This is a genomic window from Enterobacter hormaechei ATCC 49162 (assembly GCF_001875655.1).
Lineage (GTDB): Bacteria > Pseudomonadota > Gammaproteobacteria > Enterobacterales > Enterobacteriaceae > Enterobacter > Enterobacter hormaechei.
In genome coordinates, this window is the sequence record NZ_MKEQ01000001.1 from 1,826,238 (window position 1) to 1,849,063 (window position 22,826).

Annotated in this window: 16 protein-coding genes; 4 read left to right on the forward strand and 12 right to left on the reverse strand. The window is 57.6% G+C overall.

Features of this window, described 5'->3' with window-relative positions; all coding sequences use genetic code 11:
• Positions 1–3 precede the first annotated feature (3 nt).
• The 4 genes from secD to queA are packed head-to-tail and all read right to left on the reverse strand — an operon-like array spanning position 4 to position 4,485.
• Entirely contained in the window at positions 4–1,851 is a 1,848-nt protein-coding gene (gene secD, locus BH712_RS09260; protein ID WP_003859106.1) for a protein translocase subunit SecD, read from the reverse strand.
• Between the two features lie 27 nt (positions 1,852–1,878).
• Positions 1,879–2,211 carry a preprotein translocase subunit YajC gene (gene yajC, locus BH712_RS09265; RefSeq protein ID WP_003859109.1) on the reverse strand — a complete coding sequence of 111 codons (333 nt, stop codon included), beginning with the start codon at positions 2,209–2,211 and terminating at the stop codon, positions 1,879–1,881.
• 22 nt (positions 2,212–2,233) lie between these two features.
• Entirely contained in the window at positions 2,234–3,361 is a 1,128-nt protein-coding gene (tgt, locus tag BH712_RS09270; RefSeq protein WP_003859110.1) for a tRNA guanosine(34) transglycosylase Tgt, read from the reverse strand.
• Between the two features lie 53 nt (positions 3,362–3,414).
• Positions 3,415–4,485, reverse strand: coding sequence for a tRNA preQ1(34) S-adenosylmethionine ribosyltransferase-isomerase QueA (gene queA, locus BH712_RS09275; protein ID WP_006809916.1), 1,071 nt, complete (start codon positions 4,483–4,485; stop codon positions 3,415–3,417).
• A 92-nt stretch (positions 4,486–4,577) separates the two neighbouring features.
• On the opposite strand from queA, the gene acpH reads away from it, so the two are divergent.
• Positions 4,578–5,159, forward strand: coding sequence for an ACP phosphodiesterase (acpH, locus tag BH712_RS09280; protein WP_006809917.1), 582 nt, complete (start codon positions 4,578–4,580; stop codon positions 5,157–5,159).
• A gap of 127 nt (positions 5,160–5,286) precedes the next feature.
• Positions 5,287–5,889 carry a peroxiredoxin C gene (locus tag BH712_RS09285; protein ID WP_003859113.1) on the forward strand — a complete coding sequence of 201 codons (603 nt, stop codon included), beginning with the start codon at positions 5,287–5,289 and terminating at the stop codon, positions 5,887–5,889.
• Between the two features lie 56 nt (positions 5,890–5,945).
• Here BH712_RS09285 and BH712_RS09290 read toward each other — a convergent pair whose 3' ends face one another.
• From BH712_RS09290 to phoB, 7 genes are all read right to left on the reverse strand, one after another.
• Positions 5,946–7,325: a DUF3999 domain-containing protein gene (locus BH712_RS09290; RefSeq protein ID WP_006809918.1), complete on the reverse strand. Its 1,380-nt coding sequence runs from the start codon at positions 7,323–7,325 to the stop codon at positions 5,946–5,948.
• On the reverse strand, positions 7,322–9,931 hold the full coding sequence (locus BH712_RS09295) for a DUF2339 domain-containing protein (protein ID WP_006809919.1): 2,610 nt from the start codon (positions 9,929–9,931) through the stop codon (positions 7,322–7,324). Before BH712_RS09295 ends, BH712_RS09290 begins: the two co-directional genes overlap by 4 nt.
• Before the next feature lie 91 nt (positions 9,932–10,022).
• Positions 10,023–11,840, reverse strand: coding sequence for a maltodextrin glucosidase (gene malZ / locus BH712_RS09300; RefSeq protein WP_006809920.1), 1,818 nt, complete (start codon positions 11,838–11,840; stop codon positions 10,023–10,025).
• Between the two features lie 163 nt (positions 11,841–12,003).
• Positions 12,004–13,377: a proline-specific permease ProY gene (gene proY, locus BH712_RS09305; RefSeq protein ID WP_006809921.1), complete on the reverse strand. Its 1,374-nt coding sequence runs from the start codon at positions 13,375–13,377 to the stop codon at positions 12,004–12,006.
• 81 nt (positions 13,378–13,458) lie between these two features.
• Positions 13,459–14,778: a branched-chain amino acid transporter carrier protein BrnQ gene (brnQ, locus tag BH712_RS09310; RefSeq protein ID WP_006809922.1), complete on the reverse strand. Its 1,320-nt coding sequence runs from the start codon at positions 14,776–14,778 to the stop codon at positions 13,459–13,461.
• Between the two features lie 409 nt (positions 14,779–15,187).
• The gene (phoR, locus tag BH712_RS09315; RefSeq protein WP_006809924.1) at positions 15,188–16,483 is read right to left on the reverse strand and encodes a phosphate regulon sensor histidine kinase PhoR; all 1,296 of its coding nucleotides are present in this window, start codon (positions 16,481–16,483) and stop codon (positions 15,188–15,190) included.
• 21 nt (positions 16,484–16,504) lie between these two features.
• Positions 16,505–17,194, reverse strand: coding sequence for a phosphate response regulator transcription factor PhoB (gene phoB / locus BH712_RS09320; protein ID WP_003859122.1), 690 nt, complete (start codon positions 17,192–17,194; stop codon positions 16,505–16,507).
• A gap of 187 nt (positions 17,195–17,381) precedes the next feature.
• Between phoB and sbcD the strand changes: the two genes are divergently transcribed.
• Both sbcD and sbcC read left to right on the forward strand, forming a co-directional pair.
• The gene (gene sbcD, locus BH712_RS09325; RefSeq protein ID WP_006809925.1) at positions 17,382–18,587 is read left to right on the forward strand and encodes an exonuclease subunit SbcD; all 1,206 of its coding nucleotides are present in this window, start codon (positions 17,382–17,384) and stop codon (positions 18,585–18,587) included.
• Positions 18,584–21,715 carry an exonuclease subunit SbcC gene (gene sbcC / locus BH712_RS09330; protein WP_006809926.1) on the forward strand — a complete coding sequence of 1,044 codons (3,132 nt, stop codon included), beginning with the start codon at positions 18,584–18,586 and terminating at the stop codon, positions 21,713–21,715. Before sbcD ends, sbcC begins: the two co-directional genes overlap by 4 nt.
• A 142-nt stretch (positions 21,716–21,857) precedes the next feature.
• Here the strand turns inward: sbcC and mak are convergent, their stop codons facing one another.
• Positions 21,858–22,763: a fructokinase gene (mak, locus tag BH712_RS09335; RefSeq protein WP_032673630.1), complete on the reverse strand. Its 906-nt coding sequence runs from the start codon at positions 22,761–22,763 to the stop codon at positions 21,858–21,860.
• Positions 22,764–22,826: the final 63 nt, after the last annotated feature.

Here is a 22,826-nt window from a genome sequence, read left to right on the forward strand (position 1 = left end):
TCCTCAGATAGACAGCTTTTTGACGCGCTTGCCGCCGTACAGCAGGTTCACGATGGCACGGGTGCCGACAATAGCGGTAAACATCGACGTTGCGACACCGATACCGGTAGTAATCGCAAAGCCTTTGATCGCGCCAGTACCCACTGCATACAGGATAAGAACCTTAATCAGTGTTGTTACGTTCGCATCGAAGATGGAGCTGAACGCCCCTTTGTAGCCTTCTTCAATCGCCTGCTGTACAGAGCGACCGTTGCTCAGCTCTTCTTTGATACGTTCGTTTATCAGTACGTTGGCGTCGACCGCCACCGCAAGGGTTAGAACGATACCCGCGATACCTGGCATGGTTAGCGTCGCCCCCGGCAGCAGGGACATAATACCGATGATCAGCACCAGGTTGGCAATCAGCGCGGAGGTCGCAATCAGACCAAACTTCTTATAGAAGAAGATCATGAAGATGATGGACACCGCCAGACCGGCCAGACACGCTTCCAGACCCTGTTTGATGTTCTGCATACCCAGGGTTGGGCCGATGGTACGTTCTTCAACAATCTGAATTGGCGCAATCAGCGCACCGGCACGCAGCAGCAGAGAGAGCTGACGCGCTTCGTTCGGGTTGCTGATACCGGTAATACGGAAGCTGTTACCCAGACGAGACTGGATGTTGGCGATGTTAATCACCTCTTCCTCTTTCACCAGTACCGCACGGCCATTGGCGTCTTTCTTACCGCTGTCTTTGTACTCCACGAACAGGGTCGCCATCGGTTTACCGATGTTGTCCTTGGTGAAGTTAGACATGATGTTGCCACCTGCGCTATCCAGCGAGATGTTAACCTGCGGCTGGTTGTACTCATCCTGGCTTGAAGTGGAGTCGGTGATATGGTCACCGGTCAGGATCACGCGTTTGTACAGCACAACCGGCTGGCCTTCGCGGGTTTGTTTCACTTCGGAATCGCCCGGCACACGGCCTGAGGCCGCAGCAGCCTGATCGACGTTGGAGTTAACCAGACGGAACTCCAGGGTCGCCGTCGCGCCCAGAATCTCTTTCGCACGGGCGGTGTCCTGGATACCTGGCAGTTCGACCACGATACGGTCAGCACCCTGACGCTGTACCAGTGGCTCCGCCACGCCCAGCTGGTTTACACGGTTACGCAGAATGTTGATGTTCTGCTGAACGGCATATTCGCGCGCTTCACTCAGACGCGCGTCGGTCATTACCGCACGCAGCTGGTTGCTGCCCTGAGAGGTGATCACCAGATCGCGGTGACGCTGAGACAGATAGGTCACAGCCTGATCGCGTGCCGCGCTGTCGCGGAACGTGATGCTCATGCCGTAGTTATCTTCTTTACGTACGGTGGTGTACGGAATGCCCTTATCGCGCAGATCGCTGCGCAGGCTGTCGATATTCTGTTCCTGTAGCTTGCCGAGCGCGGTATCCATATCCACTTCCATCAGGAAATGAACGCCGCCACGCAGGTCAAGACCCAGTTTCATTGGCTCTGCATTCAGCGCAGCCAGCCAGCGTGGGGTTGCAGGAGCAAGGTTAAGCGCCACGACATATTTATCACCCAGCACGCCCATCAGCGCTTCACGTGCGCGGAGCTGCGTGTCGGTGGTGTCGAAGCGAGCAAGAATTGCGCCCTCTTCCAGTGCCACAGACTTAGCGGTAATTTTTTCTTCTTGTAACGTTTTCTGGACCTGGATCAGCGTTTGCTCACTGGCGGCGACACCGCGCGCGCCAGTGATTTGAACGGCCGGATCCTCACCATACAGGTTGGGAAGCGCGTACAGCAGGCCGACGATAATCACGACGACCAGCATGATGTACTTCCACAAAGGATAACGGTTTAACACGGCAGTTCCCTTTGGGAAAAGTTGGGATTACAGCGCCTTCATGGTGCCTTTCGGCAGAACGGCAGCTACGAAGTCACGTTTGATAACCACTTCAGTGGTGTCGTTGAGGGCGATAGCAATGTAGCCGTTTTCCGCTACTTTGGTTACGCGACCCACCAGGCCACCATTGGTCAGGACTTCATCGCCTTTCGCGATGGAGTTCATCAGGTTTTTGTGCTCTTTAGTACGCTTCTGCTGTGGACGCAGGATCATGAAGTAGAAGATCAGACCGAACACAACCAGCATCAGAATCAGAGACATCGGGCTGCCCTGCGCTGGTGCACCCGTTGCTGCTACCGCATCAGAAATAAAAAAGCTCATTCAAATTCCCTCATTATTAAAATTAATCAACGTTCAACGGTGGAACATCCCGCCCCTGACGTTGGTAGAAATCGGTCACGAAGCTCTCTAATTTACCCTCTTCGATAGCCTTACGTAAACCAGCCATTAAGCGCTGATAATAACGAAGATTATGAATGGTATTGAGACGCGCACCTAAAATCTCATTGCAACGATCGAGATGATGCAGGTACGCGCGAGAATAATTGCGACAGGTATAGCAATCGCACTCGGAATCGAGCGGGCTGGTGTCACTCTTATGCTTCGCGTTACGGATTTTCACCACGCCATCGGTAACGAACAGATGACCGTTACGCGCGTTTCGGGTTGGCATGACGCAGTCGAACATATCAATGCCGCGACGTACGCCTTCCACCAGATCTTCTGGTTTACCTACACCCATCAGGTATCGTGGTTTATCCGCCGGGATTTGCGGGCAAACATGCTCCAGAATACGGTGCATATCTTCCTTCGGCTCACCCACAGCCAAACCGCCGACAGCGTAGCCATCAAAGCCTATCTCTACCAGACCTTTAACCGAGATATCGCGTAAATCTTCGTAAACGCTGCCCTGAATAATGCCGAACAGCGCATTTTTGTTTTGCAGGGAGTCAAAACGGTCACGGCTACGCTTCGCCCAGCGCAGGGACATCTCCATGGAACGTTTCGCATAGTCCCAGTCCGCCGGGTATGGCGTACATTCGTCGAAGATCATCACGATATCGGAGCCGAGATCGTACTGAATCTCCATGGATTTTTCCGGATCGAGGAAGATCGGATCACCGTTAATCGGGTTACGGAAATGTACGCCCTGCTCGGTGATTTTACGAATATCGCCCAGGCTGAAGACCTGGAAACCGCCGGAGTCGGTGAGAATGGGGCCTTTCCACTGCATAAAATCGTGCAGATCGCCGTGGAGCTTCATGATCTCCTGACCCGGACGCAGCCACAGGTGGAAGGTGTTGCCGAGGATAATCTGTGCGCCAGTGGCTTCAACTTCTTCCGGCGTCATCCCTTTTACGGTGCCGTACGTGCCCACAGGCATAAACGCGGGGGTTTCTACCACGCCGCGATCAAACACCAGACGACCGCGACGCGCGCGGCCATCGGTGGTATCGAGTTCAAATTTCATTTTTTCTCCGACGTCAGAAAAACAGTCCAACGTTGTAACACGGTGCCGCGGACTTATTCCCCGACACGCTCATTCAAAGCCTGCGGATTGTACGTGATAAACATCGCGTCACCGTAGCTAAAAAAGCGATATTTTTGTTCTACCGCAGACTTGTAGGCGTTCATCGTATGCTGATACCCCGCAAACGCGGAGACCAGCATAATCAGCGTCGATTCAGGCAGATGGAAGTTGGTCACCAGCGCATCAATGACTTTGTACTGATAACCCGGGTAGATAAAGATCTGCGTATCGCCAAAGAACGGCTCAATCAACTCGCTTTTCGCGGCCTGCGCGGCGCTCTCAAGGGAACGTACCGACGTTGTACCCACGGCCACAACGCGGCTACCGCGCGCTTTCGCCGCCAGCACCGCGTCCACAACCTCCTGCGGCACTTCGGCATACTCGGAGTGCATGATGTGGTCTTCGATGCTGTCCACGCGCACCGGCTGGAACGTACCCGCGCCGACGTGCAGCGTCACAAACGCCATCTCAATGCCTTTGGCGCGCAGTTTTTCCAGCAGCGGTTCATCAAAGTGCAGGCCCGCCGTTGGCGCCGCCACTGCGCCAGGCTTCTGGCTGTAGACGGTCTGGTACAGCTCGCGGTCGGCCTCTTCGTCCGGGCGCTCAATGTACGGCGGCAGCGGCATGTGGCCGATGGCGTTCAGGATATCGAGCACCGTACGCTCGTCGTTGAATTCCACTTCAAACAACGCGTCGTGACGCGCGGTCATGGTCGCTTTAATGCTCTCGTCATCCCCCAGCAGCAGCTCAGCGCCCGGCTTCGGCGCTTTGGATGCGCGAATATGTGCCAGAATACGTTTATCATCGAGCATACGTTCGACCAGCACTTCAATCTTGCCGCCGCTGGCTTTACGGCCAAACAGACGCGCCGGGATCACGCGGGTATTGTTAAAGACCAGCAGATCGCCAGGGTTGAGCTTGTCGAGCAGATCGGTGAAAGTACCGTGCGTCAGCGCGCCCGTTGGCCCGTCCAGTGACAGCAAGCGACAGCTGCTACGCTCAGGCATGGGGTAGTGAGCAATCAGGGATTCAGGTAGTTCAAAGGAGAAATCGGCGACGCGCATGACGTATACTCGTGACTTAAAAACAGGCGGCATAGTCTAGTGCTCACACCCTTTTGCTGCAACAACTAGCCGCTTCTGGACAAATAAAACGCATGAATTTTCTCGCTCACCTGCATCTCGCTCATCTCGCGGACAGCTCCCTTTCCGGCAATTTGCTGGCCGATTTTGTGCGCGGTAACCCCGCGGAGGACTATTCCCAGGAGGTTGTCGACGGGATTTTTATGCACCGCCGCATCGATGTGCTGACCGATAATCTGCCGGAAGTGACGGAAGCCAAAGCCTGGTTCCGCCCCGAAACGCGACGCGTGGCGCCGATCACGCTCGACGTCATGTGGGATCACTTCCTGTCGCGCCACTGGTTACAGTTGTCGCCTGACATGTCGCTGCCTGAGTTTGTGCGCTACGCCCACGCGCAGGTGTCGATCATTTTGCCGGACTCCCCGCCGCGCTTTGTGAATCTGAATAACTATCTGTGGTCTGAACGCTGGCTGGAGCGATACCACGAGATGGATTTCATTCAGAACGTGCTGAACGGCATGGCGAGCCGTCGCCCGCGGCTGGACGCGCTGCGCGACTCATGGCATGACCTGGATGAACATTACGATGCGCTGGAAACCCGCTTCTGGCAGTTCTATCCGCGTATGATGGCGCAGGCAAAAAACAAAGAACTGTGAAGTCGGTTCGATTGATAGGTAAAAGCTGGTGGAACGATTGTTACCACCTCTTTGTCTTATTCCCGTACTGCCTCTATACTGGCCCGCGTTGCGTTCTAAATAACCTTAGTATCTACAGGAGAATCATATGGTTCTGGTAACTCGTCCGGCTCCGGATTTTACAGCTGCCGCCGTTCTGGGCAACGGTGAAATCGTTGAAAACTTCAACTTCAAACAGCACACCAACGGTAAAGCGACCGTTCTGTTCTTCTGGCCAATGGACTTCACTTTCGTTTGCCCGTCTGAGCTGATCGCGTTCGACAAACGTTACGAAGAATTCCAGAAGCGTGGCGTGGAAGTGGTTGGCGTCTCCTTCGACTCTGAATTTGTACACAACGCATGGCGTAACACCCCTGTCGAAAACGGCGGCATCGGTGCGGTGAAATACGCGATGGTTGCGGACATCAAACGCGAAATCCAGCAGGCTTACGGTATCGAACATCCGGACGCTGGCGTTGCACTGCGTGGCTCTTTCCTGATCGACGCAAACGGCATCGTTCGTCACCAGGTTGTGAACGATCTGCCGCTGGGTCGTAACATCGACGAAATGCTGCGCATGGTTGACGCGCTCCAGTTCCACGAAGAGCACGGTGAAGTGTGCCCGGCTCAGTGGGAAAAAGGTAAAGAAGGTATGGCTGCTTCTCCAGACGGCGTAGCTAAATACCTGTCTGAGAACGTATCCAGCCTGTAACCGGCACGGTTTACGAAAAAACCCGCGAATACGCGGGTTTTTTTATGCCTGATGCTTTATGCCGCACCGTCTTTTTTTACCTCGCGCCAGATGCGCCACGCCATACCCGCAAGCACCATCACCCCTGCGATCAGTACGCCCCAGACCATCAGCGTTTTCAGCCTGCTTTCCTGCTCTGCCGCAGACATCGCGGTTAAACGCGCCTCGCCACCCAACGGGACAGGTTCCAGCGTATCGGCCACCGGCAGGGCTGCCAGATCGTAGGTTTTACGTAGCCCGGCCGGGATCAGCATATCCGTCTCCACGCTCGCCGGTTTCGCAGCCCCGTTCCCCCACGCAAGCAGGTACGGCCCCTTCCCTTGCGCATTGAACACCAGATCATAGCGCACCCGTTGCCCGATCACGCCCGGCAGGTTCTCGGGCAGACGCGCATTGAGGGTCTTAATTTTTACCGCCTCGACCAGCCCGCCCGAGAGCGGAACAGGTTCAGACGTTTTACCGCCGAGCTGGTAGATCACCTCTTTTTTCAGCGTGTGCCACCGATCTTTGTCTGCCCCCCGCCATGCTATTTCTGCCGGGAGAACACCCTCGCCATTCAGCATGAAGCCGATCGCACTCAAAGGCTGCGGACGCGTCCAGCGCCACACGGCTTCGCTTTCGGATAACCGTTCTCCCTCTCCCGCCAGGCTAATGTGTTCCGATTCCGGCTGCGCTGGGATGTTAATCGCGTTGACGCCGGTTAACGTCAGGGCAGAACGCCCCGTGTTCAGCACTAAAAGCAGATAACGATTCGCCTCAGGGGATAACACCAGATCGGTATCGATGCGATCGAGCTTCAGGCGATCCTGTCCGCTCACCACATCCAGCAGCGGCATCTCTTCACGCAGGGTATACCAGTTTTTCAGATCCTCGCTGTAATAGACCGAGGCCGTCCCCTGCCACGAGCCATCCGGCGTGTCCCAGTTTAACTGGAGCTGAGAGAGCGGAACCTCCGTCGCGTTTTCCGGCAGGGTCAGCAGATAGTGCTGCCCGGAAGGCGCCGCGTGCTGCCCTTCCAGCACAATTTCCACGCCGTTTCTGGCCCGTAGCATGATTTTATCGCCACTCCCCTCTTCCCCGCCCGGCGAGACGTTAAGCGCAAAGAGGCGCAGCGCCGTGGTGGTCGGTGCCGACTGTGGGCGCGTCGTAGTAATCAGGCTGAACGGTACCGGCTCGCCCGACTGATTAAACACGCGGACGTCTCGCAGATCGGGCGATGTGCTCTGCTGATAAACCGCCAGCGGCAGCATGACCCGATACCACGGCGAAGAGGCAGAAGTATCAAGGGACAGGCCGTAGGCATAATCACGTGGGGATTCCGCTGGCGCGCCTTCGCTGAATGCCGGACCAGCCAGAGCCAGCAGCGCTGAACAACAAACCGCTTTCATCCATTTCATTTTTCTTCTCCTGCCTTAGGCGGTAGCGGCGAGAAATAGCCCACAATCAGCACCAGGATCGCCACGCCAATAAACGCGACGGCGCGCGCCAGGCCACCACCGCCCGCACTGTCCACCAGCATCAGTTTAAGCATCACCACGCCCAGCAGCACCGCACCGCCAAGCCACTCCTGGCGAGAGGCCCGACGGGTGGCGCGGATCATGACCACCAGCGCGCAGAACATCCAGAACAGGGCAAAGGTGGTCTGGATAAGCCGGGAATGCCACAACGACTCCATATTCCAGGCCACCTCACCGTACCACGCCAGCGCGCGAAGCAGCGCGCCGTTAAGCCACCAGAAGCCAAACGCCATCAGCACAACGGCGGGCCACGGGCGGGATTGCGCAAGCGATGCCGGGTAGTAGCGATCCACAGCCCGATAAAAGACCACCAGCCCCAGCAGCGCAAACGCCGCCCCTTCCTCAAGCGGGTTCACCAGCGGCAGCCAGGTCTGCCGGTAGACCACCCCGTCCTGGAAATTGGTCACCACCAGCAATACCATGAGTGCCACCACCACAGGGATCATGGCAAGGCAGGCATAGAGGGCTGGCCATGCCCGGAACGGCCACACGCGTCGGCGTACTGCCGCGGAGAGCGCCATAATCACTCCGCTGCCGACAGCCATCGCAATGCCGCTTCCCCAGGCCGCCATGCCCCATGGCAGAGATCGGGCAAACCAGTAAAGCTCGGCGGCCAGGGCGAGTAAAATCATCCACACCAGCGACAGGTGCAGCCCCATTGAGGTGCGCGCCAGAAGTTTATCTTCGTCGCGCCGCAGGAGCATCAGGGCGGCAGGCAGCGCAATACCCCAGGCCAGATTTGCCCAACCGGCCGCCAGGATCTGCTGTTGCCAGACCTGATACAGCACCATCAGCAGCATCACCGGCCACAGCAGCCATTTGCTGGCATCCAGCTCCCGCCATGCCAGACGAGCGGCAGCCTGCCGCCAGCCCCAGGCCGACGCCGCCGTCAGGGCCAGCACACCTGCCAGAACCGATAACTCCTGCTTCACGATCAGCTGCGACGCACCCAGCAGCGCCACTAACCAGAACAGCAGCCCACCGGCCAGCAATACCCAGCTGCCCGGCAGCGCAATTTTCCGCCACAGCCAGGCCGCAGCCAGCCAGCAAAGACTAAGCACCGCGAAAATAAGCAGCAGGCTAAGCGAGGTGACGCCGTCCATCTGCGCCCATATCGCGCTGCCGAGCGCCAGCACCAGCAGCGCCGTCCCGCTATAGCTCATGCGCCGCTGCTGCTGTTGTACGCCCAGCCAGAGGATCCCCAGCCCTTCCAGCGCCCAGGCCATCGCCGTCCAGCGCGCCGAAAGCGCCAGCGGAATGGCAAGCGTGGCAAACCCGCCGCCGATCGCCAGCGCCGCCATAACCAGTGGTCGTCCGATGGAGGGATAGCGTCGTAGCGCGAGGAACGCCAGTGAGAGATAAAACGCACCATAGCCCAGCGCGCCGATCGCCGGGCCGTACGTCCAGTGTGACGTCATGCCGTACTGCATCCCAAACCCCACCAGCGGCGGGGCAAACAGCAGTACGCCATCAATAATCTGTTTGCCTTTTTCCTGCGCCCGCAGCGACAGCGCTACGCTAAACACGCCAAAAATAAGCGTATTGGCGATCAGGAACAGCTGACAGATAACATAGTCTTCCGGCTGGTAGTCGCTCAGCCCCCACACCCCGCCAACGCCGAATGTAAAGAGCAGCCCGAGCAGGTTTAGCTCGCGCCAGTGCTGCCAGATGCTGATAACGAGAATGCCGATGGACAGCAGAAGATAGAAGGAGAACAGCGCCACAAAGCTACCGCCCCCGGTAGAGAGGAGCAGCGGCGCAAGATACCCGCCGAGGCTCGCCAGCATGGCGAGGCTGAGCGCCTTTTGCAGCACGGCCAGTCCGACGCTCGCCGCGCAAATCACCACCAGCAGCGCAAATGCCAGCGTCATCGGCAGCATCTGCCACAGCCGGAATGCGCCAAAGACGGTCAGGTAGAGCACGCCGGTCGCCCCGCCCTGGAGGATCAGCGCGTAAATCCGCTGTCTGTGACGCAGCCGCCATCCAATGACCAGCAGCACCATGGCAAACAGCGCCGTGGCCGCCAGGCGAAGCTCAAGCGGAAACAGTGAATGCTCAACCGTATAGCGCAGCAGGAAAGAGAGGCCGAGGAAGAGCAGCACAATCCCCAGTTTTGCCAGCGGATTGCCCTGCATAAACCAGCGCGTCAGCGAGGTCAGGATGCCGCCAAAGGCGGAAGGTCGTTTTGCCGCCTGTACAGGCGCAGGTTCAGCTTCAGTGACGGGCGGTGCGGGACGCCAGGGATCGACAGGTGCGGTAACGGCCTCGGCCACCGGCGCTGGCTCCTCCAGCGGCGCGGCAGTCTGCACCCGCTCCGGCGCTTTATCAGCCACACCGCGCAGCTCAAGCGCCTCAATGCGCTGGCGAAGCCGGGCGATCTCCTGCCTCGCCGCCGTGCTTCGGTTAAACCCTATCACCGCCAGCACGGGTGCCACCACCAACGCAAACACCAGGAACAAACAGCCAAGGATGTAAAGCTCGTCCATGTTTCCACCTTCACCGTAAACGATCCGTTAAGATTGACACAACTCGTTGCATTTGCGCCATCTTAAAAGGTGAAAACCACTCTGCCTGTGCTTAGCTGCCGAACCAGACCGCCGCGGAGATCCCTGGAAGCGACAGTACGCTTTCCTGGAACGTCGCTTTACCCTCTTTGCTCTTCCACGTTTTACCAGCCAGCAGCGGTGAATCTTCCAGCACCACTTCGCACGCCTCGCCCCGGTTGATCGCCACCAGCACGCGCTGCTGGTTATAGACGCGGACAAACACCACCACGTTATCGTGGGCGTACATCACCTGACAGCCCCCGTAGCGCAGGGCCTGGCTCTGCTTGCGCAGCGTCGCCATACGCTGGTACAGGCTGAACAGGTCACGATCCTGCTTTTCAGATCCCCACGGGAAGGTTTTACGGCAGAACGGATCGTTATTACCGTCCAGCCCCACTTCATCACCATAGTAGATGCAGGGTACGCCCGGCCAGGTAAAGAGCCAGGTCACCGCCAGCGGCAGACGCGCCACATCCTTACCCAGCAACGATTTAAATCGCGCGGTATCGTGGCTGTCGAGCTGGTTAAACATCCGCAGCTGCTGCTGATGCGACAGGCCAGCGCGATAGTTCTCCATCCACGCCATGCAGGTTTCGGCGTCAATATGCTGCGGATCGTAAGAGATATCGGTGTTAGCGAGGAACCCCCACAGCGGGAAGGTGAAGCCGCGATAGTTCATCGCCGCGTCTTCTGCATCAGCCTGCAACCACTGGCGCGCGTCGCCAAAGTGCTCCCCGAACACGAATGCTTCCGACCGGGCCGCTTTCGCCGATCGGGTAATGGCGGCGACATGCTGAAGGTTATTCCGCGCCCCGCCTGCTTCACCCAGCATATGCACCACATCCAGCCGCCAGCCGTCCATGTTCCACGGTGCTTTCAGCCAGTGGCGCACGATGCTGTCATCGCCGCCGTAGATCTCATTCACCAGCGATGGCGACTGGAAATCGAGCTTTGGCAGGCTCGGGTAGCCCAGCCAGTCCAGCGCGCGGCCATTCTCGTCAAAACTGTACCAGTCGCGCTGCGGCGAATCCGGGTTGTGGCATGCGCCCCCCATCGACTGATTGTGGCGGTCAAACCACGCGTGAGAATCACCGCTGTGATTGAACACGCCATCAAGTATCAGGCGCATACCCTCTTTTTGCGTGTTGTGCCGCAGCCGCAGCAGCGCCTCGTCACCGCCAAACTGCTCGTCAACGTGGCGATAATCCTGCGTATCGTATTTATGTACGCTTGGCGCTTTAAACACCGGGTTCAGGTACAGCGCCGTCACGCCGAGCTTTTTCAGGTACGGCAGCTTTTCGCTAATACCGTCGAGATCGCCGCCGTAAAACGTCGAGCCGCCAGCCTGCGCCGTCACCGGTTCATCCCATTTTTTCAGGATGATGTCGTGACCGACCGCATGATGGTAATAAACCTTGTCCTGATCGGCGGTGCGCTTTTCACTGCGCGCAAAGCGGTCCGGGAAAATCTGGTAAAAGACCTGATCGTTAACCCACTGCGGGCCGTTATCCGGGTGATCCACGGCAAACTGCTCCAGCCGGGCCGGAGGAAAACGGCTGAAGCCCTGCGGGGTAAACCACAGCTGACGGTTGTTCCACAGCAGTTTGAAGCTGTAGCGACGGCGCGGCTGTCCGCTGCACAGGTCGATATTCGCCCGCCACGCCGTGACGCCCGGCTGCGGCTGGCTGCGCACTTTATGCATTTTCAGCGACGTTTCTTCATTATCCACTTCAGCGCGCAGGGTCACACGTTCAGGCTGGTTGTCCCCTGCCAGCCAGAGCGTAATCACAAGGTTGTCTTTGTTTTGCTTAACAAATGGAGCAACCGGAAGGTGCCAGGCGTTTAACATCACGAATCCCCTTTGATGAAATTGACGTCACCTTGCCACAGGGTGATTAAAGATAGCTCATCGTGTTCGGGATTATTGGGGGAGGAGAACGGAGGAGGAGATTTTTTCCAGGGCAAAAGGGAGTATAGGCCGGGTAAGCGCAGCGCCACCCGGCATTTTTACCTTACTGTGCTTCCGCCAGCTGACGGTCGCGGCGGCATTTAAACACCCAGCCGATCAGCAGCAGAACGATCCACGCGAAGCCCACGTAAAGGGAGATACGGGTATCCGGGTGATAACCAATCAGGCCAATGATGAAGACCAGGAAGATGAGGCCGACAATGGTCGTTGCCACCCCGCCCGGCACTTTAAACTTCAGCGCTTTGGCCTCTTCTGGCGACAGGCGGCGACGGAACGCAATCTGCGACAGCAGGATCATGATCCACACCCACACGGTGGCGAAGGTCGCCAGCGACGCAATCACCAGGAAGACGTTCTCCGGCATGATGTAGTTCAGGTAAACCGAGAACAGCAGCGCCACGGTCATCACCACCACCGTTACCCACGGGGTGCCACGACGCGAGGTTTTGGCAAACACCTTCGGCGCACTGCCCTGCTCCGCCATGCCGTGCAGCATGCGGCCCACGCCGAACACGTCACTGTTGATGGCCGACAGCGAGGCGGTCAGCACCACAAAGTTGAGAATGCTGGCAGCAAACGCAATGCCCATATGCTGGAAGGTCAGCACAAACGGGCTGCCGTTGGTGCCCACCTGGTTCCACGGATAGATGGACATAATCACAAACAGCGTGCCCACATAGAACACCAGGATACGCATCGGCACCGAGTTGATGGCGCGCGGAATAGACTTCTCCGGATCTTTCGCTTCCCCGGCGGTGATGCCGATAATCTCAATACCGCCGTAGGCGAACATGACCATCTGGAGCGACATGACCATCCCGAGCCAGCCGTTGCTGAAGAAACCGCCGTTGCTCCACAGGTTATGGATGCCGGTTGGCTGACCGCCGTTGCCGATACCCCAGATGATAATGCCGAAACCGGCGAGGATCATGATGATAATGGTCGCGACTTTAAAGAAGGAGAACCAGAACTCCAGCTCACCAAACACCTTCACGCTCATCAGGTTAACGGCGCAGATGATCAGCACCACGCTCAGCACCCAGATCCAGTGCGGCACGGCGGGGAACCAGACCCCCATATAGATGCCAAACGCCGTCACATCGGCAATGGCGACAATCAGGATTTCGAAGCAGTAGGTCCAGCCGGTGATAAACCCGGCCAGCGGGCCGAGGTTTTCCTGCGCATAGCGTGAAAACGAGCTGGCAGACGGGTTGTGAACCGACATTTCGCCGAGGGCGCGCATGATAATATAGGCCGCAGCGCCGCCGATGATGTAGGCCAGCAGAACGCTTGGACCGGCCATTTTGATGGCATCTGCCGAGCCATAAAAAAGACCGGTGCCGATAGCCGAGCCCAGCGCCATAAAGCGGATGTGGCGGGTGCTCAATCCACGTTTAAGTTTGTTAGTGCTTTCCATTAAAATCTTGCCATTCAACACGAAAAAAACAAAAAACCACGGGGCCTTAAGCCCCGTGGTTAAACAATTTGTTGCCGTTGATTAATGGGCGTTGGTTGCCACCTGACGCCCGGCCGCACGGTCCCAGATAATGGCCAGAACCAGCGCTACAACGGAAGGCATCAGCCAGGCCAGGCCCTGCTCGGACAGCGGCAGACGCTGTGTCCAGGCTGGCAGGATGTCTGCGAATGCTGATGCTTTGATCCCGTCAAGGATACCAAAAATCAGGCTGATAAACATGGCTGGCGCAATAATTCGCGTCGAGCTATGCCACCACGGACGGGTGAAGCTCAGCACTACCAGTACGATACACGGCGGGTAGATCGCCGTCAGCACCGGAATTGACACCTGAATCAGGTGGCTCAGACCGAGGTTTGACACCGCCATGGAGAAGATGCCGAGAATAAACACCAGCGTGCGGTAAGAGAGCGGCAGATACTGGGCGAAGAACTCCGCGCAGGCGCAGGTCAGGCCCACCGCCGTCACCAGACAGGCCAGGAAAATCAGTGCCGCCAGCAGCATGCTGCCTGCACCACCAAAGGTGTGCTGCACGTAAGCATGCAGGATCGCCGCGCCGTTTGCGCTCTGATCAACCAGCGTTGCGCTATCTGAACCCAGACGGAACAGCGCCAGATACAGCAGCGTCAGGCCGACACCGGCCATCAGGCCAGCCCAGATGGTGTAGCGGGTCAGCAGTCGCGCTTCGGTCACACCGCGGGAACGCGCGGCGTTAACGATAACGATACCAAACACCATCGCACCCAGCGTATCCATCGTCAGATAGCCGTTCACGAAACCGTTTGAGAACGCGGCGTTCTGGTAGGCGTCCATCGCGGTGCTGATCGGACCCGCAGGCCAGACGATGGCCGCAACGGCCAGCACAATCAGCGCTACAATTTTCAGCGGTGCCAGGAAGTTACCTACGGTATCCAGCAGTTTACCCGGATAGAGAGAAACCAGAATCACGATGGCGAAGTAAATGAGGCTGTAAATAAACAGCGGCATCGCGCCGTCACCGGTCAGCGGGGCGATACCCACTTCAAAGGAGACGGTCGCCGTACGCGGGGTCGCGAACAGCGGGCCAACGGCCAGATAGCAGACGGTAGCCAGCAGCACGCCAGCCACTTTGCCAATCGGGGTGCTGAGGCTGTCCACACCGCCACCCACTTTCGCCAGCGCGATCACGGTCAGTACCGGCAGGCCCACGGCAGTAAGCAGGAAGCCAAACGCAGCTGTCCAGACGTGTTCACCCGCCTGTAAGCCAACCATTGGAGGGAAAATGATGTTGCCTGCGCCAACGAACAGCGCAAATGTCATAAAGCCCAGCGCGATAATGTCACGCGATTTCAAGTGATGGGTCATAAAACCTTACTGCCTGTGGATGTGATGTTGAAAACGTTGAGATTTTCGCCATCCCTGACGGGACGATACAGCGGAAAATTTGCTCAATTTCAGCGGGATATGCTCCCGTCCTGGCGTGGCGAAGAATAGTTTTTCGATTTACCACGCAAATACAGTCGGTCTGACAGTATATGGGGGGCAATTTAAACGCTTATAACGTTTAAAGGCAAGAAGGGATCGTAAAACCAGAACAATATGCCAGCATGAAAATTCAGGCCAACATAATATGCCATGTATAAGAAAAACTCATGGCTAATCATGCGAACAAAAAAGCACCAGCCGTATAATATTCATTCGCGTTTCGCTTGACTGCAAAGCAAACGGGCCAGCAATCGCTGGCCCGTGGAAAGGTAGCCTGACACACTCGCCGTCAGGCGCGCTTTTTGGCAATTAATCGTTCCGGGATAACGAAACTAAAGCGCGTGCCCTTACCCAGGGTACTTTCGATATTGAGCCGGCTTTCGTGGTGGCTGACGGCATGCTTCACGATAGCCAGCCCCAGTCCGCTCCCCCCGGTCTGCCGCGAGCGCGCCTTATCCACCCGGTAGAACCGTTCGGTGAGACGCGGAAGGTGTTCAGGCCCAATCCCCGGCCCGTTGTCCTCGACGCTAAACTCAGCCCCCGCCAGGGTATGCTGCCAGCACACCGTAATATGCGTCCCTTTCGGGGTATGATTCACGGCGTTATAGACCAGGTTTGAGATAGCGCTCCGCAACTCATCTTCACTGCCCAGCACTTTCAGCGTGTTATCAACGTCAAAAGCCAGCGTGTGCTGATTATGACTCAGCGTTTGGGCTTCGCGCTCCACCACCCGCAACATCATCGGCACATCAATGATGTCATTTAGCGCCAGCGACGGGGCGGCCTCAATTTTTGAAAGCGTCAGCAGTTGTTTAACCAGCCCTTCCATGCGGAACGTCTGCTCACGCATGGTATGCAGCGCTTTCTCACGCGGCGCCCCTTCAAGCGTTTGCTCCTGCATCATCTCCAGATAGCCCTGAAGCACCGTCAATGGCGTACGCAGCTCGTGGCTGACGTTAGCAAAGAAGTTGCGGCGAGCGCCCTCAAGCTGGTGCATCTGGGTAACGTCACGCGCTACCATCAGCCACTGGCGATCGCTGTAGGGCATCACGCGGATTTCCAGATGGCGACCGTTATTGAGCTTAAGGTTGTGTGGGCGGGAAAAATCCCGCTTTTTCAGATACAGCGTGAACTCGGGATAACGCAGAAGGTTCAGGATGTTCTGGCCATTATCATCCGGCCAGCGCAGGCCCAGCAGCTGTTGCGCGAGGCCATTACACCAGAAGATCGTCCCTTCTTCTGTTGTCAGGATCACCGCATCCGGCAGCGACTCCGCACCGCTGCGAAAGCGTTTGATCAGGCTTCCCAGCTCGCGACGGCGCTTTTTATTACGCATCTGCATCTGGTGCAGGCCGTAGAGTAGCGGTTCCCAGCTTCCGCTTCCCGGCGGGGGGGTCATACTTCTGTCGACCCATAGCCACCAGGAGAGACGCAGTAAATTCCAGAAATGCCAGACGAGCAATCCCGTCACGGCCACCAGTAAAAACCACGGCAGATAGCCAAAAATAGCCCCCAGAATGAGGGCCGGAATACAGCATAAGATCAGTTCAAAGACGAGCCTTTTCCATGACAGACGTTCCAGCACGCGTCACACTCCTGTCATTGTTCAGAAACGGGTCGAGAAACGATAACCCGTGCCGCGGACCGTCTGTACCATGCGATCGTGGCCGCTCAGTTCCAGTGCTTTACGCAGGCGGCGAATATGGACGTCAACCGTTCGGTCTTCGACATAGACGTTAGTTCCCCAGACGTTATTCAGCAACTGTTCGCGGCTGTAAACGCGCTCCGGGTGTGTCATAAAGAAGTGCAGGAGTTTAAATTCGGTTGGCCCCATATCGAGGGGGTTTTCACCGGTCATGACCCGGTGTGAGGTGGGATCCAGACTCAGACCCTGCATCTCAATCACCTCTTCCACCGCCATCGGTGAAATTCGGCGCATCACGGCTTTAATACGCGCCACCAGCTCTTTCGGGGAGAACGGTTTGGTGATGTAATCGTCCGCGCCGGTTTCCAGACCGCGCACGCGATCCTCTTCCTCGCCACGCGCCGTGAGCATCACCACCGGGATATCGCGGGTCATCGCCTCGCGTTTGATATGCTTGATAAACTGCAATCCGGAACCGCCAGGCAGCATCCAGTCCAGCAGGATCAGATCGGGCCAGGGTTCATTCAGCTGATTCACCGCGCTGTCATAATCTTCCGCTTCAACCGGCTGGAAGCCATTTTGTTCAAGCACGAAGCACACCATTTCACGGATCGGAGCTTCATCTTCTACGACCAGAATACGTCTCGCCATACTTTGCCCTGTCTTATCGTATTTAAGTTACAAGTCTGTAATGCGGCGTCATTATGCGTCAGATTTATGACAGATTTATGAAAAACATTACCACTATAAATGGCAAACTGTTGTTTTATTACAGCGGTTATTTTCCGTTCCCCGAAAGTTTATAATCCTGCTTTCTTATTATTGCCACGGATCTCTTATGCGCATACTTCACACCTCAGACTGGCACCTGGGTCAAAATTTTTACAGCAAAAGCCGCGCCGCGGAACATGACGCGTTCCTGAACTGGCTGCTGGAGACGGCTCAGGCTCATGAGGTGGACGCGATTATTGTGGCGGGCGACATTTTCGATACCGGCTCGCCGCCGAGCTATGCGCGTGAGCTGTACAACCGTTTTGTGGTCAACCTCCAGCAAACCGGTTGTCACCTGGTGATTGTCGCCGGAAACCATGACTCCGTGGCGACGCTGAATGAATCCCGCGACATTCTGGCGTTCCTCAATACCACCGTGGTGGCCAGCGCCGGACATGCGCCGCAGATCCTGAAAAAGCGCGACGGCACGCCGGGCGCGGTACTGTGCCCAATCCCGTTTTTACGCCCGCGCGATATCGTGCAAAGCCAGGCCGGTCTGTCCGGCAGCGAAAAACAGCAGCATCTGTTGCAGGCCATCACCCACTATTATCACCAGCAGCATACGCAAGCCTGTGCCCTGCGCGGCGATCAGGCCATTCCGATCATTGCGACCGGGCACCTCACCACCGTCGGAGCCAGTAAGAGTGACGCGGTGCGCGAGATCTATATCGGTACGCTGGACGCGTTTCCGGCGCAGAACTTCCCGCCCGCCGACTACATTGCTCTCGGGCATATCCACCGGGCGCAGGTCATCGGCGGCTGCGAGCATATCCGCTACTGTGGCTCCCCTGTTTCGCTCAGTTTCGATGAAACCGGTAAGGCCAAGTCCGTGCATCTGGTGAGCTTCACCGATGGCAAACTCAGCGCCGTCGAGACGCTGGAGGTGCCGGTCACCCAGCCGCTGGCGGTGCTGAAAGGCGATCTTGCCGCGATTACGGAACAGCTTGAGCAATGGCGCGGCGCAGAGCTTGATCCGCCAGTCTGGCTGGATATTGAAATCATCACTGATGAGTACCTGCATGATATGCAGCGAAAAATTCAGGCGCTGACCGAAGATTTGCCGGTAGAGGTGCTGCTGGTGCGCCGCAGCCGCGAACAGCGCGAGAAAATTCTGCTGAGCGCCCAACGTGAAACGCTAAGTGAACTTCGGGCAGAAGAGGTATTCGAGCGGCGGCTGGCGCATGAAGAGATGGACGACGCCAGACGCGTCAGGCTGAACGAGCTGTTTATTCAGACGCTGCACGCCCTCAATGACGAGGAAGAAAACGCATGAAAATTCTGAGCCTGCGTCTGAAAAACCTGAACTCGCTCAAAGGCGAGTGGAAAATTGATTTCACCGCGGAGCCGTTCGCCAGCAACGGGCTGTTTGCCATCACCGGCGCCACCGGCGCGGGGAAAACCACGCTGCTGGACGCCATCTGCCTGGCGCTGTACCACGAAACGCCGCGTCTGAATAAGGTCTCCCAGGCGCAAAACGACCTGATGACGCGCGATACCGCAGAGTGTCTGGCAGAGGTGGAGTTTGAGGTGAAAGGCGTCGCATATCGCGCTTTCTGGAGCCAGAACCGCGCCCGCAACCAGCCGGACGGGAACTTACAGGCACCGCGCGTAGAGCTGGCCCGCTGTGAGGATGGCAAAATCCTGGCGGATAAGGTCACGGATAAGCTGGAACAAACCGCCGCGCTGACCGGGCTGGACTACGGTCGCTTTACCCGCTCGATGTTGCTCTCCCAGGGGCAGTTTGCCGCCTTCCTGAATGCTAAACCGGGCGATCGCGCAGAACTGCTGGAAGAACTGACCGGGACGGAAATTTACGGCCAGATTTCCGCCATGGTTTTTGAAAAACACAAAGCGGCACGCAACGCGCTGGAGAGGTGCGAAGCACAGGCCGCAGGCGTTGTGCTGCTGAGTGAGGAACAGCAGCAGCACTTGCAGCAACGTTTGCAGGCACTTACTGACGAAGAGAAAATCCTGCTGGCACAGCAGCAGAGCCAACAGAAAGATTTTCAGTGGATTGCGCGTAACGACGAACTGATACGTGAACAGCAGCGCGCAGCCGCTTCCCAGCAGCAGGTGCAACAGGCACTGACGGACGCCGCGCCCCAACTGGCGAAGCTCCAGCTGGCACAGCCCGCCGCCCAGCTACGTCCCCTGTGGGAGCATCAGCAGGAGCAGACCACCCGCCTTGCGCAAACAACAGCGCGAATTGTTGAAGTAAATACTCGCTTACTCGACAGAGCGGCGCAGCGCTCGCGTATCCGCAACGGTGCGCTACGCAATCGTGAACAGTTGCAAACAGAGCACACGGCACTGACGCAGTGGCTCACCGAACACGATCGTTTCCGTCAGTGGGGGCAGGAAATTGCCGGCTGGCGGGCACACTTTGCGCAACTGAGTCGCGATAAAAATCAGCTTGCTGCCCAGGCAGCGCGCATGGCTGAACTTCGCCAGAAGCTGGCTGAGATGCCGGAGAGCACGCTGTCGCTGACGGCTGAGGATCTCGCGACGGCAATGGAGCAACAGGCGCAATCGCGGGCGCTCCGCCAGCGCCTGACCGCGCTTCACGCTCGCTATCAGCCGCTGCAAAAACGACTGCGACAGAATGCAGAAAGCGTGCAGAAAGCGCAGGCGGAGCAGGTTAAGCTCAATGACACGTTGACCCTGCGGCGTCAGCAGTATAAAGAGAAAAATCAACACCTTGCCGACCTGAAAGCGCTCTGTGAGCGTGAAGCGACAATCAAAGATCTTGAGAACTATCGTGCTCAGCTGGAAGCGGGTAAGCCTTGTCCACTCTGCGGTTCACGCGAACACCCGGCGGTCGTCCAGTATCAGGCGCTTGAACTGACCGACAATCAGCGCCGCCGCGACGCGCTGGAGAAGGAGGTTGCCGCGCTAAAAGAGGAAGGATTGCTGGTGCTCGGGCAGGTGAATGCGCTGACCCAACAGATCCAGCGCGAGACAGACGAAGCCCAGGCTCTTACTCAGGAAGAGCAAGCACTCACTCAAGAGTGGCTGGAGGTCTGCACTTCCCTGAACATAGCCCTGAATATTCAGGATGATATCGCCCCCTGGATGCACGAACAGGAGCAGTACGAACGCCAGCTTTATCAGTTCAGCCAGCGTCTGACGCTGCAAAACCAGCTCAATGAACAGGAAGGTCAGGCGCGCCAGTACCAGCAGCAGCTGACGGCGACGCGTCAGGCATTGGCGGCCTCGCTAGAATCACTGTCGCTTAACGTGCCCGATGAAGGCGCTGAAAGCGCCTGGCTGAGCGCGCGCGAAAGCGAATATTCCCGCTGGCAGGAAAAACAGACCCAGCACGTTACGATTCAGGAACGGATTAACGCCCTGACGCCCGTTCTGGATACGCTGCCGGTTTCCGATGACGCAGAAGCCGACGCGGTGATCCCTGAGAACTGGCGCGGGATCCACGACGAATGCGTGTCGCTGCAAAGCCAGCTCACCACCCTACAGCAGCAGGAGTCCCTTGAGCGTGAACGGCTCCAGCAATCACAGGCTCAGTTCAGCGCCGCGCTGACCGCGAGCTGCTTTGCCGATCGGGAGGCATTTCTCTCCGCCCTGCTGGATGAGGCGTCGATCCGCCAGCTTGAACAGCAAAAGCAGACGCTGGAAAACCAGCTTCAGCAGGCCACGGCGCTCTCCGTACAGGCAAGCCAGCAGCTTGAGGCGCATCAGGCACAGCGCCCGGAGGGGCTGGAAACCGACGCCGCTACCCTTCAGACCCGGTTACATCAGCTGGCGCAACAGCTTCGGGATAACACCACGCATCAGGGGGAGATCCGCCAGCAGCTCAAACAGGATGCCGATAACCGTCTGCACCAGCAGGCACTTATGCAGCAGATTGAGGAGGCGGCGCGTCAGGCCGACGACTGGGGCTATCTCAATGCGCTGATAGGCTCCAGCACAGGCGATAAATTCCGTAAATTCGCCCAGGGGCTGACGCTGGATAACCTGGTGTGGCTTGCCAACCAGCAGCTTAACCGTCTGCATGGTCGCTATCTGCTTCAGCGTAAAGCCAGCGACGCGCTGGAGCTGGAAGTGGTCGACACCTGGCAGGCCGATGCGGTACGCGATACCCGCACCCTTTCCGGCGGGGAGAGTTTCCTGGTCAGTCTGGCGCTGGCCTTAGCGCTTTCCGATCTGGTCAGTCACAAAACGCGCATTGACTCGCTGTTCCTCGATGAAGGGTTCGGGACGCTCGACAGCGAAACGCTGGATACCGCGCTGGATGCGCTCGACGCGCTGAACGCCACCGGAAAAACCATCGGCGTGATCAGCCATGTAGAGGCAATGAAAGAGCGTATTCCGGTGCAGATCAAAGTGAAGAAGATCAACGGGCTGGGATATAGCAGGCTGGACAGGGAGTTTGCGGTACAGTAAATGGGGGGATGGTGCGCTCTGGTGCCCCTCACCCTAACCCTCTCCCCAAAGGGGCGAGGGGATGGTTCACTGCTCGCATTAATTTGTGGGGATCCCTCAGCCCACGGGGAGAGGGAACAAACATCAAAAAGCCGTTTTGCGTTTATTCCGGCCACAGCCACGCCGCGCCGCGCACGCCGCTGGAATCGCCGTGGACGGCTTTGCGGATCGGCGTTTCGCACTCGCCGCCAAATACCCACTGTTTCACCAGCGTGGGCACCGTCGCGTACAGGCGGTCGACGTTGCTCATGCCGCCGCCCAGCACAATTACGTCGGGATCGAGAATATTGATCACATGCGCCAGTGATTTTGCCAGCCGCATTTCGTAGCGGCTGAGCGCCAGTTCAGCCACCGGATCCTGCTCCTCTACCAGACGCATAATCTCGTTACCTTTCAGCGGCTGGCCGCTCAGACGATGATAATCGGTGGCAAACCCCGTGCCGGAAATAAAGGTCTCAATACAGCCCTGCTTACCACAGTAGCACGGCACTTCGGCGCGGTATTTGAGTTCATCTTCGTCCATCCACGGTAACGGGTTGTGCCCCCACTCGCCCGCGGTGCCGTTACCGCCAATATGCGAGCGTCCGCCGAAGGCCACGCCCGCCCCGCACCCGGTGCCGATGATTACCGCAAAAACGGTTTGCGCGCCAGCCGCTGCGCCATCGACGGCCTCAGACACCGCCAGGCAGTTAGCGTCATTTGCCAGACGCACTTCCCGGTTCAGACGTTGGCTTAGGTCTTTATCAAACGGCTGACCGTTGAGCCAGGTGGAGTTGGCGTTTTTCACCACGCCGGTATACGGCGAAATGGAGCCGGGGATCCCCATACCGACCGTCCCCGTCTCGCCCGTTGCCTGCTCTGCCATATCGACCAGGCGAGCAATCGTCTCAAGGGTCTGGTGATAATCATCGCGCGGCGTAGGCAAGCGGTGGCGAAACAGTTGCTCCCCCTGCTCGCTCAGCGCAATGACTTCTGTTTTGGTGCCGCCCAAATCAATCCCAATACGCACAAGACACTCCTCATTTTTTTGATTATCAACAGAGTAGAAGCCCGCTTCCCGATTAGCAATGCA